This window comes from Vibrio sp. SCSIO 43086, assembly GCF_051132235.1.
Classification (GTDB): domain Bacteria; phylum Pseudomonadota; class Gammaproteobacteria; order Enterobacterales; family Vibrionaceae; genus Vibrio; species Vibrio diabolicus.
In genome coordinates this window covers 1,130,570-1,146,303 of record NZ_CP072677.1, presented here as the reverse complement: position 1 = coordinate 1,146,303, position 15,734 = coordinate 1,130,570, and the positions used below count along the sequence as shown (strand labels likewise).

The following is a 15,734-nucleotide window of genomic DNA, read 5'->3' as shown; positions in this document are numbered from 1 at the left end:
CTTTATTCCTTATCCGCGCTGTCTCGGCCAGCCATCGCTTGACGATGAAGGATGCTATGGAATTCTTCAGAGAATGTTGCGTAAGTGTGCTCTAGTTTGCTCACTTTATTGCTTAGGCGGTTGTAGGCCATTACAGCCGGAATAGCCGCAAATAGACCCATCGCTGTCGCGATCAATGCCTCGGCGATACCCGGTGCAACCATAGACAACGTAGCTTGTTTTACTTCTCCCAACGCAATAAAAGCGTGCATGATGCCCCAAACGGTACCAAATAGGCCGATGTAAGGACTGATAGAACCGACTGTCGCTAAGAACGGTAAGCTTGTTTCTAGTTCATCAACTTCACGAGAGACAGCAACGCGCATTGCGCGGCCAGTGCCTTCCATAATGTACGCTGGTGAGTTTGCGTTGCTCTTACGTAGACGAGCAAACTCCGTGAAACCTGCGTAAAAAATTTCTTCTGTGCCTTCAATTTCGTCTTTACGCGCTTTTACTTTTTGGTAAAGCTGAGAAAGATCAGTACCCGACCAGAATTTATCTTCAAACTGCTCTGCATTCTTTGACGCTTGAGAAAGCACTTTGCTGCGCTTGATGATCATTGCCCATGACACAATTGACATGCCAAGCAACGTCAGCATCACAAGCTTTACCAACAGACTGGCCTGAAGAAAGAGATCTAAAATGGAAATATCAGCAGTCACTATTTGTTAGCTCCGAATTTATAAAGGTTGGAATAGCTATTGGTTTCATTTTCTTATTATCGATACATGCTACCTTAACAGAGGCCTTGCACAATATCTTGCCTTGATCATTGACCAACTCTTGACAGAATTGCAGGGAAGCACGTTTTATTTCTGACACTCGGGTTAATACTGTCAAATGCTCGTCCAGCCTTGCCCCTTGGTTGAAATCAATATCCATGTGTCGGACAACAAAGCCGATATTTTGTTCCAGTAACACATGTTGAGAAATGCCTTTAGCACGTAACATTTCTGTCCGCGCGCGCTCAAAGAATTTTAGATAATTAGAATGATATACAACGCCGCCCGCATCGGTGTCTTCATAGTACACGGTGATCGGCCAGCGAAAGAGATTTGATGTGCCTTGCAAGGGAGTCCCAATATATTCAATTCTTTAAAGTAATTACTATAACTGAAGCGACAGCAATTGGTACCGAGCTAAGGGAATATTTTTGAAATTTGTAGAAAAAATAAAAGCTAGGCGAAATACCTAGCTTTTATTCGATGATTTAGTAACCGACTTTATTACAGCGTATTTCAGCCTAAAAGAAATAAAGTGCCGTTAGATAAATTAAGATAGCTAACGAAAAATAGGGACTAAACAAAACTTGCCAGTACCAGTTTCTCGGTTTGAAGCCCACACCGTAAACCATGCTTGAGCATACAGACCAAATCAGTGCCGGTGCGATGATTGAGTTAAAACCACCAATCGCTTGATGATAAGCTTCAGGATCCCACATCACCAATCCTACATGCATAAAGCCAAGGATGAGAGATAAGACTCTTAACAGAGTCTTATCCATCGGAGCATGAAGTTGCGCTACCTTATCAGCGAGATTACTCACTGTCTTTGTCCATCATTTCTGAGTGCTCTAACCAAAGAGCGTTGATGATACCGAATGCACAAGCAAGTAGTACACCTAGAATCCATGCGAAATACCACATAGTAAATGCTCCTTAGTAAAGTGAGTTTTTGTTGTCTTCAATGTACTGATCATCAAGGCGACCAAACATCTTGTAGTAAGTCCAAGACGTGTAACCAAGGATGATTGGTACCATAACAAACGCAACGCCTGTCATTAGATTCAGAGTCAGTTCAGATGACGTTGCATCCCACATTGTTAAGCTGTGGCTTGGCATTAAGTCTGAAGGCATGATGAATGGGAACATCGCAAAACCTGCAGTAAAGATAACGCCAGCAACACCCAGACTTGAAGTAATGAACGAAATCGCACATTTTTCAAGACGAGATGCCAATACGGCAAGAAGCGGCATTGCAACACCTAGTACAGGAGCTGCCCATAGTAGTGGGTAGTTTTCAAAATTCTTCATCCACGCACCAGCTTCACGGATTACTTCTTTGTTTAGAGGGTTAGAAGCTGCATTAGTGTCGATACCGCCAACAATGACGTAACCATCGATATTTTGGATCCAGAAACCAGCCGCTACAAACGCTGCAACCGTCAGTAAACCTGCCAACTGAGCAACGTTGCGAGCACGCACATGCACTTCGCCCGTTGTTTTCATTTGTAGCCAAGTCGAACCTTGCATCAAAATCATGAACAAGCTAACTAGGCCACACAGCAGTGCAAATGGGTTTAGAAGACCAAAGAATGAGCCATGGTATGTTGGCATCAAGAACTCACTCAATTGGAATGGTACGCCCTGTAGTAGGTTGCCAAACGCTACACCAAAGATGATTGGTGGAACAAAACCACTGATTGAGATACAGATATCCCAGGTATTGCGCCATTTTGGATCTTCGATTTTAGAGCGGTAGTCTAGGCCCAGAGGACGAAGCCAAAGTGCTGCTAGTGTCAAAATCATCGCTAAGTAGAAGCCTGAAAATGACGTTGCATAAACCAAAGGCCAAGCTGCAAACAATGCACCACCAGCAGTGATAAGCCAAACTTGGTTACCATCCCAGTGAGGGGCAATTGAGTTAATCATGACGCGACGTTGCGTGTCGTTTTTACCGATAATAGGTACAAGCGCGCCTACACCCATATCGAAACCGTCTGTTACTGCAAAACCAACTAGTAGAACACCGATTAGTACCCACCAGATGAGTCGCAAGATTTCGTAATCAAACATCTTGTTATCTCCTTACCTTACGCTTCTACTTGGCGACTAACTTTGTCTTCAACAGAGTCAGCATTTTGCTCGAAGTGGTAGCGACCCGTTTTCAGGCTGCTTGGGCCTTTACGAGCGAATTTCAACATTAGGTAAACTTCTGCAACCAGGAATACCGTGTATAGCGCCAGAATTGCGAAGAGTGAAGTCCAGATTTCGCCAGCAGTTAGTGCAGAAGCTGCAACGTGCACTGGTAAAATTTCACCAACAGCCCATGGCTGACGACCGTACTCAGCGACGAACCAACCCGCTTCAATCGCAATCCACGGTAGTGGGATGCTGAATAGTGCAGCTTTAAGAATCCATTGTTTCTGTTCGATCTTCTGACGACACGTTTGAATAAATGCCGCACCGAAAACGAATAGCATGATGAAACCACAAGCAACCATGATACGGAATGACCAGAATAGCGGCCATACTGTTGGGATTGAGTCATCCGCAGCAGCTTGGATTTGCTCTTCTGTCGCATCAACAACATTGTCTGTGTAGCGTTTTAGAAGTAGACCGTAACCTAGGTCACCCTTCACTTCATCAAACGCAGTCATGTTTTCTTCTGACTTGTCGCCCGCACGAAGCTTCTCAAGAAGTTCATACGCGTACATACCGTCACGAATACGATCGACGTGCTCATCACGTAGGTCACGAAGACCTGTTACTTGCTCATCAAAAGAACGTGTCGCGATGATACCCATTACGTAAGGGATCTTGATTGCGTAATCTGTGTGCATGGTTTCTTGGTTAGGAACACCAAACAACGTAAACGCTGCTGGAGCTGGTTCTGTGTGCCACTCTGCTTCAATTGCAGCAAGCTTCACTTTTTGAACTTCACCAAGCTCGTAGCCAGATTCATCGCCAAGAACGATGGTAGATAAGATAGCCGCAATACCGAAAGAAGCAGCGATAGCAAATGAACGACGAGCAAATGCAATGTCACGACCTTTTAATAGGTAGTATGAACTGATGCCTAGAATAAACATTGCGCCACAAGTGTAACCAGAAGCAACCGTATGCACGAACTTAACCTGAGCAACTGGGTTTAGTACAACTTCAGAGAAGCTCACCATTTCCATTCGCATGGTTTCGAAGTTGAAGTCCGCGCCTACTGGGTTTTGCATCCAGCCGTTTGCGATAAGAATCCAAAGTGCAGAGAAGTTAGAGCCCAGCGCCACAAGCCAAGTAACCGCTAAGTGTTGACGTTTAGATAGACGATCCCACCCGAAGAAGAATAGACCAACAAAAGTTGACTCCAGGAAGAATGCGACAAGGGCTTCGATCGCTAGCGGCGCACCGAAGATGTCACCTACATAGTGGGAGTAGTAAGACCAGTTCGTACCAAACTGGAATTCCATGGTAAGGCCTGTCGCCACACCAAGTGCAAAGTTAATACCGAATAGCTTACCCCAGAACTTGGTCATGTCCTTGTAGATTTGCTTGTTCGTCATTACGTACATCGATTCCATAATGGCCAGAAGGAAGGCCATACCAAGGGTCAATGGTACGAATAGGAAGTGATACATCGCTGTCAGTGCAAACTGCAACCGCGATAGATCAACTACGTCAATCATGGTAACTCCTATGTGTCGGCTGAATGACACTCTCTACATATTGCAATCCATATTCAAGTGTTATTTACACTTGAAAAATGTTGAATTATCACAACTCATTGTTGCAAAAATGTGCTTCATTGGTTAGTTAATTGTTAAGCATCAGCTAATATAGCTAGGGCTAATATTACTTGTAAAAACAGATTGTTTCAAAAGGTTTATAGCCGGAATGCGCTTTGATATACATCAATGTTTATGCGCGGAATTTGCACAAAAATCCATCACATTGATCCAGATCAACCAGTATTAGATACGGATGTTAAGAGAGAGTAATCAGGAGAGAAATTAACCAGTTGCGAGCAAACATAGAGTTAACAATCAATGCTTTTTACTTACTAAACTGGTATGAGAAGAAATTCAAAAAATGTGAGTTTGGTCAACTTTAATGAAGCGCTGGGCAGCAAAGGCCCAGCGCGGGAATCTTATTTTTCAATTCCGAAATGCAAATACGCACGATCTGTCGCGATTCTTCCACGCGGAGTGCGTTGCAAATAACCTTGCTGAATAAGATAAGGCTCAAGAACGTCTTCGATAGTATCCTTTTCTTCACCAATCGCTGCCGCCATGTTATCGAGTCCGACCGGACCACCACCAAATTTCTCCATAATTGCGAGTAGCAGTTTGCGGTCCATATAATCGAAACCTTCGGCATCCACATCAAGCATATTCAGCGCTTTGTCGGCAACCTCTGCACAAATGTGACCATTTCCTTTCACTTCCGCATAATCGCGAACACGACGTAGTAGACGGTTAGCAATACGTGGTGTGCCACGTGCACGTCTTGCCACTTCCAAGGCGCCTTCAGGTTCCATTGACAAACCTAAACAATCCGCGCTGCGCTGCACAATATCTTGTAGGTCTTTTATCTTATAAAACTCAAGACGCTGAGTAATACCAAAACGATCGCGTAATGGTGACGTTAAAGAGCCAGCTCGGGTCGTTGCACCAATCAAAGTAAACGGTGGCAAATCGATCTTAATAGAACGAGCGGCCGGACCTTCACCGATCATAATATCCAGTTGATAATCTTCCATCGCCGGATACAGAACCTCTTCAACCATCGGGCTTAAGCGGTGAATTTCGTCAATAAATAGAACGTCATTTTCTTCTAGGTTGGTTAGTAACGCGGCTAAATCGCCTGCTTTTTCAAGAACTGGCCCTGAAGTAGTACGGATGTTTACTTCCATCTCGTTGGCGACAATATTTGCTAGCGTGGTTTTACCCAAACCCGGAGGGCCAAAAATTAACAGGTGATCAAGAGCTTCACTACGTAACTGAGCGGCTTTGATGAAAATCTCCATTTGGTCACGAACGTGGTCCTGACCTTGGTAATCCGCCAACTTCTTTGGTCGAATAGCACGGTCAATGACATCTTCATCACGAAAGGCAGGGTTTTCTGGAGCGATTAAACGATCGGCTTCAATCATCTTTTTACCTTGAAAAATGGTTACCTGAGAGAATAATGCCGCTCGTTTAACAGCAAGTGGCATATTTCTGTATCTCGTCATCCTGTACAGCGACGAAGGAGCGTGATACAGGATCTTCTATCCGAGCACTTTATGGTCAAAATTGTTTCATTAACCGCTCAGCGCGCTGCTATTAGATTCCTAGTCTCGCCAAGGCTCGCTGGAATGACACAAAAATATCGTTAAGCGATTGGCATTAACCTTAGAGAATGAGTTATCTTGAACAAATGCTCACTGTGAAACCAGCGTTACACCATTGATTTTAGAGCTTCACGGATCATTTGCTCACTGCTCATGTCCGGTTTAGCAATTTGAGACACCACTTTCGACGCTTGAGTCGGCTTGTAACCCAAAGCTAGAAGCGCGCTAATTGCCTCTTCTTCCGCGTTGTTGGATGTCGAACCAGAATCCGCAGGAGCAGCATCCGTAAATGGTGTAAATAGATCGCCAGCGCCCCACCCTTTCAAGCGGTCTTTCATTTCAACAACCAATCGCTCTGCGGTTTTCTTGCCAACGCCTGGAAGCTTAACCAGCGTAGAAACGTCTTCATGTTCCACACAAGTAACAAATTGCGTTGCTGTCATACCAGAGAGAATACCAAGACCGAGTTTAGGACCAACGCCATTGGCTTTGATCACTTCACGGAAAAGTGCTCGTTCTTTTACTGTGTTGAAACCGTATAGCAATTGTGCATCTTCACGGACGACAAAGTGAGTATAAATAATGGCTTCTTCGCCAACATTTGGCAGCTCGTAAAAACAGCTCATTGGCATCTGTACTTCATAACCAATGCCATTAACTTCAATTAATACTTCAGGTGGTTGTTTTTCAATCAGTGTGCCACGAAGACGTCCAATCACTATAAATACTCTTTGGAAATGAATTTGCGACAGGATAATAAAGAACTGGATAGACATCCAGTTAATTTTATCGGTAGCGCCCTTTTCTGGCACTGGTTGCTTTGCCCGCTAAGGCAACGAGGGTTTTGTTCGTATTGGCATGACAAATCGCCACACCTAAAGCATCGGCTGCATCCGCTTGAGGCTTGGCGGGCAGTTTAAGCATCTGCTGAACCATATGCTGAACTTGCGCTTTGTCCGCACCACCAGTACCGACTACAGCTTGCTTAATAAGACGCGCGGCGTATTCGTATACCGGCAACTCTGCATTCACCGCAGCAACAATTGCGCTGCCACGAGCCTGGCCAAGCTTTAATGCTGAATCCGCATTTTTAGCCATAAACACTTGTTCAATCGCAAATACGTCCGGTTGAAACTGAGTAATGATTTCCGTGACGCCAGCGTAAATCTGCTTAAGACGGCCCGGAAGTTCTTTTTCTGAAGTACGAATACAGCCACTACCAAGGTATTGCAAATGGCGTCCATTTTGACGAATGACCCCATAACCGGTAATGCGTGAACCTGGGTCAATGCCCAAAATAATTGACATGAATGTTCCTAAAAAGGAGGCCGAATACGGCCTCAATTTCTTATTATTACTTTTAGCTTACTTTCTAACTTCGTCGGAGCGAATACCGCTCACTGCACATTGAGTTTACTCTAGAGAGGCTGCAACGTCGTCAGAGATGTCACCGTTGTGATAAACCTCCTGAACATCGTCCAGATCTTCTAAAGCGTCAATCAAACGAAGTAGTTTTGGCGCAGTGTCCACATCCAGTTCTGCTTTCGTTGAAGGGATAAGCGACACTTCGGCGTTTTCCGCCTCAAAACCTGCAGCATCAAGGGCATCTTTTACGAGTCCAAAATCGCTTGGCGCGGTGTAAACATCAATCGAGCCATCTTCTGATGTTTCGATGTCATCAGCGCCACTTTCTAACGCCACTTCCATCACCGCATCTTCATCTAAACCTGGGGCGTATGAGATCACGCCTTTCTTGTCGAAAAGATAGTTTACACTACCATCCGTACCCAGATTGCCTCCTGACTTCGAGAACGCATGGCGTACGCCAGATACTGTGCGATTTCGGTTATCCGTCATACATTCGACCATGACCGCAGTGCCACCCGGACCATAACCTTCATAGATTACGGTTTCCATATTGTCATCGCCTTCACCACCAGCACCTCGGCTGACAGCGCGGTTGACAGTGTCACGCGTCATGTTGTTAGACAACGCTTTATCAATTGCAGCTCGCAAACGTGGGTTATTTTCTGGCTCACCGCCTCCCTCTTTTGCAGCAACAACGATTTCACGGATTAATTTGGTAAAGATTTTGCCGCGCTTCGCATCTTGCGCTGCTTTACGGTGACGAATATTCGCCCATTTACTATGACCTGCCATAATTCACCTTTTAATGTATTTTGACGCTGAATAGCAAACATGAGCTAAAAAGCGTTGCTTGGGAAATTGCTTTGGAAGTTTCTTAGGTTTATTTAAACAAAAACTCCCGCAGTTGCGGGAGTTTTCTTCAAATGTTGTGCGCTTATTCTGCGTCTTTTTCTTTCGCTGCAGTCACTGCGATTGCTAGCTCTTCTAGCGCTGCTGGGTTCGCAATGCTTGGTGCGTCTGTTAGTAGACACGCCGCTGCTGTTGTTTTCGGGAATGCAATAACATCACGGATGTTCTCGGTACCACATAGCAGCATCACTAGACGGTCAAGACCGAATGCAAGACCAGCGTGTGGAGGCGTACCGAATTTTAGTGCATCAAGCAGGAAGCCGAACTTAAGCTGTTGCTCTTCAGGTGTGATGCCTAGAATATCAAATACGGCTTCTTGCATATCTGCGTTGTGGATACGAACAGAACCGCCGCCAACTTCGTAACCATTTAGAACCATATCGTAAGCGTTAGAGTTTGCCGCAGCTGGGTTCGCTTTTAGCTCTTCCGCAGTCACACCTAGAGGTGACGTGAATGGGTGGTGCATCGCGTGTAGGTTGCCTTCGTCATCTTCTTCGAACATTGGGAAGTCAACAACCCATAGTGGAGCCCATGCAGATTCGTCAGTTAGTTCTAGATCTTTACCTAGTTTCAAACGTAGCGCGCCCATTGCTTCTGCAACGATACCCGCTTTATCAGCGCCAAATAGGATGATATCACCAGATTCCGCTTGAGTGCGATCTAGGATAGCGTTGATCACATCTTCGTTTAGGAACTTAGCCACTGGAGACTGGATACCTTCCATGCCTGCTGCACGGTCGTTAACCTTCATCCAAGCTAGACCTTTCGCACCGTAGATACCAACGAATTCACCGTAGCCATCAATTTGCTTACGAGTCAAAGATGCACCACCTGGAACGCGAATAACGGCAACGCGGCCTTTCTCGTCGTTTGCTGGGCCAGAGAATACTTTGAACTCAACGTCTTTCACTAGGTCAGCGACATCAACTAACTCTAACGGGTTACGTAGGTCTGGCTTGTCAGAACCGAAACGGCGAATAGCTTCGCTGAATGGCATTACTGGGAACTGACCTAGGTCTACGTTTAGTAGCTCTTGCCACATATCGCGAACCATGTTTTCCGTCACTTCACGTACTTGGTCAGCCGTCATGAATGACGTTTCGATATCGATCTGAGTGAATTCTGGCTGACGGTCAGCACGCAAGTCTTCATCACGGAAACACTTAACGATTTGGTAATAACGGTCAAAACCAGACATCATTAGAAGCTGTTTGAATAGCTGTGGAGACTGAGGAAGCGCGTAAAAGCTGCCTTTGTGAACACGGCTAGGTACTAGGTAGTCACGCGCACCTTCTGGTGTCGCTTTCGTTAGTACTGGAGTTTCAATGTCTAGGAAGCCGTTGTCGTCTAGGAAACGACGAACAAAGCTAGACGCTTTAGCACGTAGCTTGATGCGATCGCTCATTTCAGGACGACGTAGATCTAAGTAACGGTACTTCAGACGTTGCTCTTCAGAGTTCTTTTGGTTGAAGTCTAGAGGCAAAACGTCACTGCGGTTGATGATTTCAAGACCTGTCGCAAGGATCTCAACTTCACCTGTTGCCATGTCTTTGTTTGCTTGGCTTTCTGGACGAACGCGTACTTCACCCGTTAGTTTGATACAGAATTCATTACGAAGTGTGTTAGCCACTTCATACGCATCCGCCATATCTGGATCAACAACTACCTGAACGATACCTTCGCGATCTCGCATATCAATAAAAATAAGACCGCCTAAATCACGACGACGGTTAACCCAGCCGCAAAGTTCTACAGTTTGTCCTGCAAGGGACTTGTTCAGGTGACCACAGTAATGGGTACGCATAATGAAATTCCCAATCTCTCAAATGTTGTTAACTACGCTCTGTCAGCCTCATTGCCAAGCAGAGTAAAGATTCAGTTATACGCTGAATGTCCACGAAAATCGACTACTCAACATACAATTAAGTGTGTTTTATCATTCACTGGTGCTTTTTAGTACAACAAATGTTCAAAAGCGCACCAAAGCGAAAAAATTGGTGGGGATTATAGCGTGAAATTACCTATTTCAGCAAAACTCTCGTAAAGTATTCACACGAGTAGCAAGCAGTAAAGAATAATGGATAACTTACCTCTTCGACTTGGATTGACAATGTGGTCGCACAATCAATGGCAACAAAGCTTTTACGGCAGCGGGACAAAGCCCGCTGAACGTTTAGAAAAGTATGCACAGGTGTTCCATACCGTGGAAGGCAACACGACATTTTATGCCACGCCGACGCTCAACACGGTGCAAAACTGGAGAGCAGCAACCCACGATGATTTTCGCTTTACTTTCAAACTTCCTAAAGCCATCACTCATGAGCAAATGCTAAGAGGTTGCAGCGAACAACTGAGAGACTTCATGAAAGTCATGGAGCCGTTGCATGACCGTGTGGGGCAATGGACAATTCAATTGCCAGCCGCATTTGGTCCTGAGCACCTTGATCGACTGAAAAAGTTCTGTGCGAGCTTTCCACCTAACTTCCCTCTTGGTGTTGAGGTTCGTCATATGGCATTTTTCTCCAAAGGTGAAGAAGAGCGAGCGCTTAACCAATGGTTAGTAGAAAATAACATTGACCGCATTATTATGGATAGCCGCCCTGTCTTTGCCGCTAAGCCAGACAATGAAGCGATCATCGATGCGCAAATGAAAAAACCAAGAGTACCAGTCCACGCCATTGCTACCGCTTCACACCCTTTGATTCGCTTTATTGGTCATCCAGAAGAACAGCAAAATTACGAGTTTTTTACACCATGGCTCAGCAAGTTGCCGCAATGGATTGCAGAAGGTAAACAGCCGTATGTCATGATCCATACTGCGGACAATATAATTGCGCCGGAGTTGGCAGCCAATCTGTATAAAGACATACAAAAGCGTATAACACTTCCTGACTTGGCATCTTTCCCGGCTAACGATGGCAACTCGCAGTTGCAGATGTTCTAACGCAACACATGACAGAGGCGTGAAATTCCCATAAAATACGCGCCTTTTTTGGTGCCTGACGTTTTCAGGCAGCTTGTATGCAGAGACTTGGTTATGAACCCTAAGAGCAATCCAGATACTATTTTTTCGGCTCCAATCGATAAAATTGGGGATTTCACGTTCGATGAACGCGTAGCGGAAGTATTTCCTGACATGATTCAACGATCGGTACCGGGTTACAGCAATATTATTTCTGCAATCGGTATGCTGGCAGAGCGTTTTGTAAAGCCCCACTCAAACATCTATGACCTTGGCTGTTCTTTGGGTGCTGCAACATTGTCTATGCGTCGCCATATCAAACAAGAAGGTTGCCAAATCATCGCAGTGGACAACTCTCCTGCGATGGTTGAGCGTTGCAAATTGCATGTAAACGCGTACCGAAGCGATACTCCTGTAGATGTGGTTGAAGCGGATATTCGTAATATCGATATTGAAAACGCATCAGTTGTCGTACTGAACTTTACTCTGCAATTTCTTTCTCCAGACGATCGTTACGCCCTGCTTGAACGAATCTACGCGGGTCTACGTCCAGGCGGAATTTTGATTTTGTCGGAGAAATTCGTCTTCGAAGATGAAGTGTCAAACGAGCTATTAATTGACCTTCACCACGACTTTAAACGTGCAAATGGTTATAGCGAACTAGAAATCAGCCAAAAGCGCAGCGCGATAGAAAACGTAATGCGCCCAGATTCAAAGAAAGAGCATAAAGAGCGTTTCGCTAAAATTGGCTTTTCTAGCTACGATGTTTGGTTCCAATGCTTTAACTTTGGCTCTATGTTCGCAATTAAATAAACCCTGCATATAAAGGCCCTGAATCACGCCACTTTAGGCTGTTATTTAATAATTTTAATACCATCAACTCAGCGATTAACTAACTATGTTTAACTTTGCAAACTTCTACCAATTGATTGCCCAAGACACACGTCTTCAACCTTGGCTCAATGTGCTACCACAACAGCTAACGGATTGGCAAAATGCAGAGCACGGTGACTTTGGTCGCTGGTTGAAAGCACTGAACAAGATCCCAGAAGGCTCACCGGATCAAATTGACATCAAGAATTCAGTGACCATCAGCAACGACACTCCTTTCCATGAAGGTGAGCTGAAGAAATTAGAGAACTTACTTCGTACATTCCATCCGTGGCGCAAAGGGCCATACCACGTACACGGCATTCATATTGATACTGAGTGGCGCAGTGATTGGAAATGGGACCGCGTGCTTCCGCATATTTCTCCATTAAAGAACCGCAGCGTACTCGATGTTGGTTGTGGTAACGGCTACCACATGTGGCGTATGCTGGGTGAAGGTGCACGCTTAACCGTCGGTATCGATCCATCTCACCTGTTCCTAATTCAGTTCGAAGCAATTCGTAAACTAATGGGCGATGACCAACGTGCGCACCTACTGCCGTTGGGTATTGAACAACTACCTAAGTTAGAAGCGTTCGACACGGTATTCAGCATGGGCGTACTTTACCACCGTCGCTCTCCACTGGATCACTTGGTGCAGCTAAAAGATCAATTAGTGTCTGGTGGTGAACTAGTATTGGAAACACTCGTGATTGAAGGTGATGAGAATGCAGTGTTGGTTCCAACTTCTCGTTACGCACAAATGCGTAATGTCTATTTCTTCCCTTCAGCAAAAGCGCTGAAAGTGTGGTTAGAGTTGGTAGGATTTGAAGATGTGCGCATCGTTGATGAAAGCGTCACTTCGGTTGATGAGCAACGTACCACAGATTGGATGACGCATAACTCTCTACCAGACTATCTAGATCCGAACGACCCAAGCAAGACTGTAGAAGGTTACCCTGCCCCTCGCCGCGCGGTTCTTGTCGCTCGCAAACCATAATTCGCTGAGATTCCTGACATTGTCTTAACTCATTTTACGAGTTAAGACATTACCCTCTTTCCTCGTACTGAGCGTGTTTGTTTTTCGAGTCCATTTGTTACATCAAAACATAAGCACGCTCTAAATAAGGATGCGCTTTTATGTCCTTGATTTTTAGCTTTTCATCACTATTCCTCAAACAATAAGTAATAGAGAAACATTCTTACTTGTGAGGCTTTATCGATATGAGCTAAACTCCTAAAAAATAAACAACTTAATCCAATCCCAAGGTTTTCAATGTTATTACGATTGACCCCGATTGTTGCCATCGCCTTACTATCTGGATGCTCACTAACCAAAGGCGAACAGTACCACCAAGAAACGTTAGCGGCTATTCAAACTTCAGAAGCGAATGTCAATAATCGCATTACTAACTTAGAGCTTCAGCTCAGCAACCAATCGGACTATATCGACAGCCTTGAAGAACAAGTCGATAAACTACAGGTTGAACTTCTGACATTTCGTGATGAAGCAATGGCAGAAGTGAAAAAGCCAAAAGAGCCGATTATTGTCCAATCTCCTGCTCCTGTGGAACCAACACCAACTCATGATATTGTCCTTGGCTCAATTGAAAAGGTCACTATCGACTCCATTAAGCAGACTTTTGATGCACGTGTCGACACCGGTGCCGCAACCTCATCTTTAAATGCAGTTGATATTGAAGAGTTCGAAAGAAACGGCAAAAACTGGGTTCGATTCCACCTGGCAGATACCAGTAAATCTGAAGAAGAAAAAAATACTTGGATCGAAGCGCCAGTCATTCGTTACGTAAAAATTCGCCAAGTTACCAGTGAAGAACTAGAACGTCGCGCTGTAGTCGAACTTTGGGTGCGCGTTGGAAAAATTCATGAAAAAGCGCAATTTACGTTGGCAGATCGCTCGCATATGAACCATCCTATTTTACTGGGTAGAGAATTTATGCGCGACATCGCACTTGTCGATGTAAGTCGTACCTATATCCAAACGGACGAAGATAAAAAATAATAAGGTAGATTATGACGTCAAAAATACCGTTTTACCTTTCAATCATCTTATTGGTGATTGCGGGCATTGCTTTGAGTGTTTTCAGACATGAAAACTACGGCGTGCCTTGGACACCAGGCGAAACTCGTCAGGTATGGGATGTAGAGGCACGTATTGAGTTCAATGCTAACGGCAATGAAGTCAAAGCTTCACTCGCAGCACCTCATACACAAAGTGGTTATACGCTTATCGGTGAATCCGCTTCCTCTTCTGGTTATGGCGTTTCCTACATTAATTCTGATTCTGGACGTCGTGCCGAGTGGTCCATTCGTCAGGCCAAAGGTCCTCAAACCATTTACTACAAAGCGCAGTTCTTAGTGGACCCTCAGGCTAAAGTTACGCCTCTACCACCAACTGAAGACATTACGCCACCAACGCTATCAGCGCCACAAGCCGCGGCGGCAAATGCCCTTGTAGAGCGTGCGATGAGTCGCTCTGCCGACAATGTGACCTTTACTCGTGAGCTCATCAAAGCGCTTAATGACCCAGACAGTCAAAATTCATCGCTACTACTGAATGACTTCAGCCGTACTGATGCACTACATAATATTTTGCTTACCGCAGGTATACAGAGTAAAACAGTCGGTGTTATCGAACTAGAAGATGGACGTCGACGCCAAACCATTCAACCAATGGTTCAGGTTTGGTCGGGTAAAGATTGGGTACTGTTCTCACCAAATTCCGAACAGAAAGCCGTGAAACCAAACTTATTAGTTTGGGATGAGTCGAATGTATCCCTGCTTGATCTTGTTGGTGGTAAAAATAGCCAAGTTCATTTCTCAATGATCAAGCAAGAAATGACTCCACAGCAAGCGACGAACAACAAGATAGAAGCTGATGGGCTGCTGAATATTTCAATTCATAGCTTGCCTCTTGAAGAACAAGCGATGTTTAAGACTATCATGCTGATCCCTATCGGTGCCCTTATCGTGGTGTTCTTGCGTGTGATTATCGGTCTAAAAACATCCGGTACTTTCATGCCAGTACTGATTGCTGTTGCGTTTGTTCAAACCCAGCTATTAACGGGTATTGTCGGTTTCTTACTGATCGTTGGCACAGGCTTGATTATTAGAAGTTACTTATCGAGGTTGAACTTACTACTTGTAGCACGGATATCAGCGGTCATTATTACCGTTATTATGATCATTTCGGTGTTCACAGTAGTCGCATTTAAGATGGGCTTAACGGAAGGCTTAACAATTACGTTCTTCCCGATGATCATCTTGTCTTGGACAATTGAACGTATGTCTATCCTATGGGAAGAAGAAGGTGCGAAAGAAGTCGCTTTGCAAGGTGGGGGCTCACTGCTCACCGCAGTATTGGTTTACTTAGCAATGACGAACTCATACATTCAGCACCTAACCTTTAATTTCATAGGTCTACAGTTGATTGTTCTGGCCGGTATTCTATTGCTAGGTACTTACACAGGTTACCGTCTAACTGAGTTACGTCGTTTCAAACCACTAGCGGAGGACTAAA

At 44.9% G+C, this 15,734-nt stretch carries 16 protein-coding genes; 5 read left to right on the top strand and 11 right to left on the bottom strand.

Annotation, left to right across the window (positions count from 1 at the left end; genetic code table 11):
- Positions 1–2: 2 nt before the first annotated feature.
- The 11 genes from tolQ to aspS all read right to left on the bottom strand — a co-directional run bounded on the left by tolQ (position 3) and on the right by aspS (position 10,165).
- On the bottom strand, positions 3–701 hold the full coding sequence (gene tolQ / locus J8Z23_RS05325; protein WP_005378301.1) for a protein TolQ: 699 nt from the start codon (positions 699–701) through the stop codon (positions 3–5).
- Positions 691–1,110: a tol-pal system-associated acyl-CoA thioesterase gene (ybgC, locus tag J8Z23_RS05320; protein ID WP_012841975.1), complete on the bottom strand. Its 420-nt coding sequence runs from the start codon at positions 1,108–1,110 to the stop codon at positions 691–693. Before ybgC ends, tolQ begins: the two co-directional genes overlap by 11 nt.
- A 172-nt stretch (positions 1,111–1,282) precedes the next feature.
- Positions 1,283–1,585 carry a cyd operon protein YbgE gene (gene ybgE / locus J8Z23_RS05315; protein WP_046874743.1) on the bottom strand — a complete coding sequence of 101 codons (303 nt, stop codon included), beginning with the start codon at positions 1,583–1,585 and terminating at the stop codon, positions 1,283–1,285.
- Positions 1,578–1,685 carry a cytochrome bd-I oxidase subunit CydX gene (cydX, locus tag J8Z23_RS05310; protein ID WP_000270284.1) on the bottom strand — a complete coding sequence of 36 codons (108 nt, stop codon included), beginning with the start codon at positions 1,683–1,685 and terminating at the stop codon, positions 1,578–1,580. Before cydX ends, ybgE begins: the two co-directional genes overlap by 8 nt.
- Positions 1,686–1,697: 12 nt before the next feature.
- Positions 1,698–2,834 carry a cytochrome d ubiquinol oxidase subunit II gene (gene cydB / locus J8Z23_RS05305; RefSeq protein WP_006742909.1) on the bottom strand — a complete coding sequence of 379 codons (1,137 nt, stop codon included), beginning with the start codon at positions 2,832–2,834 and terminating at the stop codon, positions 1,698–1,700.
- A gap of 17 nt (positions 2,835–2,851) precedes the next feature.
- Positions 2,852–4,438 (bottom strand): cytochrome ubiquinol oxidase subunit I, encoded by a 1,587-nt coding sequence (gene cydA / locus J8Z23_RS05300; protein WP_012841977.1) that lies wholly within the window; start codon positions 4,436–4,438, stop codon positions 2,852–2,854.
- Between the two features lie 461 nt (positions 4,439–4,899).
- The gene (gene ruvB / locus J8Z23_RS05295; RefSeq protein ID WP_031780162.1) at positions 4,900–5,904 is read right to left on the bottom strand and encodes a Holliday junction branch migration DNA helicase RuvB; all 1,005 of its coding nucleotides are present in this window, start codon (positions 5,902–5,904) and stop codon (positions 4,900–4,902) included.
- 287 nt (positions 5,905–6,191) lie between these two features.
- Positions 6,192–6,803, bottom strand: coding sequence for a Holliday junction branch migration protein RuvA (gene ruvA, locus J8Z23_RS05290; protein WP_005390750.1), 612 nt, complete (start codon positions 6,801–6,803; stop codon positions 6,192–6,194).
- 67 nt (positions 6,804–6,870) lie between these two features.
- On the bottom strand, positions 6,871–7,392 hold the full coding sequence (ruvC, locus tag J8Z23_RS05285) for a crossover junction endodeoxyribonuclease RuvC (protein WP_012841980.1): 522 nt from the start codon (positions 7,390–7,392) through the stop codon (positions 6,871–6,873).
- A gap of 105 nt (positions 7,393–7,497) precedes the next feature.
- The gene (locus J8Z23_RS05280; protein WP_005390747.1) at positions 7,498–8,244 is read right to left on the bottom strand and encodes a YebC/PmpR family DNA-binding transcriptional regulator; all 747 of its coding nucleotides are present in this window, start codon (positions 8,242–8,244) and stop codon (positions 7,498–7,500) included.
- A 142-nt stretch (positions 8,245–8,386) separates the two neighbouring features.
- Positions 8,387–10,165 carry an aspartate--tRNA ligase gene (gene aspS, locus J8Z23_RS05275; protein WP_046874741.1) on the bottom strand — a complete coding sequence of 593 codons (1,779 nt, stop codon included), beginning with the start codon at positions 10,163–10,165 and terminating at the stop codon, positions 8,387–8,389.
- A gap of 306 nt (positions 10,166–10,471) precedes the next feature.
- Between aspS and J8Z23_RS05270 the strand changes: the two genes are divergently transcribed.
- The 5 genes from J8Z23_RS05270 to J8Z23_RS05250 all read left to right on the top strand — a co-directional run bounded on the left by J8Z23_RS05270 (position 10,472) and on the right by J8Z23_RS05250 (position 15,733).
- On the top strand, positions 10,472–11,305 hold the full coding sequence (locus tag J8Z23_RS05270) for a DUF72 domain-containing protein (protein ID WP_248381142.1): 834 nt from the start codon (positions 10,472–10,474) through the stop codon (positions 11,303–11,305).
- A 93-nt stretch (positions 11,306–11,398) separates the two neighbouring features.
- A complete protein-coding gene (gene cmoA / locus J8Z23_RS05265) occupies positions 11,399–12,136 on the top strand; it encodes a carboxy-S-adenosyl-L-methionine synthase CmoA (protein WP_012841984.1) in 738 nt (245 codons plus the stop codon).
- A gap of 85 nt (positions 12,137–12,221) precedes the next feature.
- Entirely contained in the window at positions 12,222–13,193 is a 972-nt protein-coding gene (gene cmoB / locus J8Z23_RS05260; RefSeq protein WP_167426749.1) for a tRNA 5-methoxyuridine(34)/uridine 5-oxyacetic acid(34) synthase CmoB, read from the top strand.
- Positions 13,194–13,469: 276 nt separating this feature from the next.
- Entirely contained in the window at positions 13,470–14,216 is a 747-nt protein-coding gene (locus J8Z23_RS05255) for an ATP-dependent zinc protease family protein (RefSeq protein ID WP_012841986.1), read from the top strand.
- Between the two features lie 11 nt (positions 14,217–14,227).
- Positions 14,228–15,733, top strand: a complete 1,506-nt coding sequence (locus tag J8Z23_RS05250; RefSeq protein WP_005390741.1) for an inactive transglutaminase family protein — start codon at positions 14,228–14,230, stop codon at positions 15,731–15,733.
- Position 15,734 lies beyond the last annotated feature (1 nt).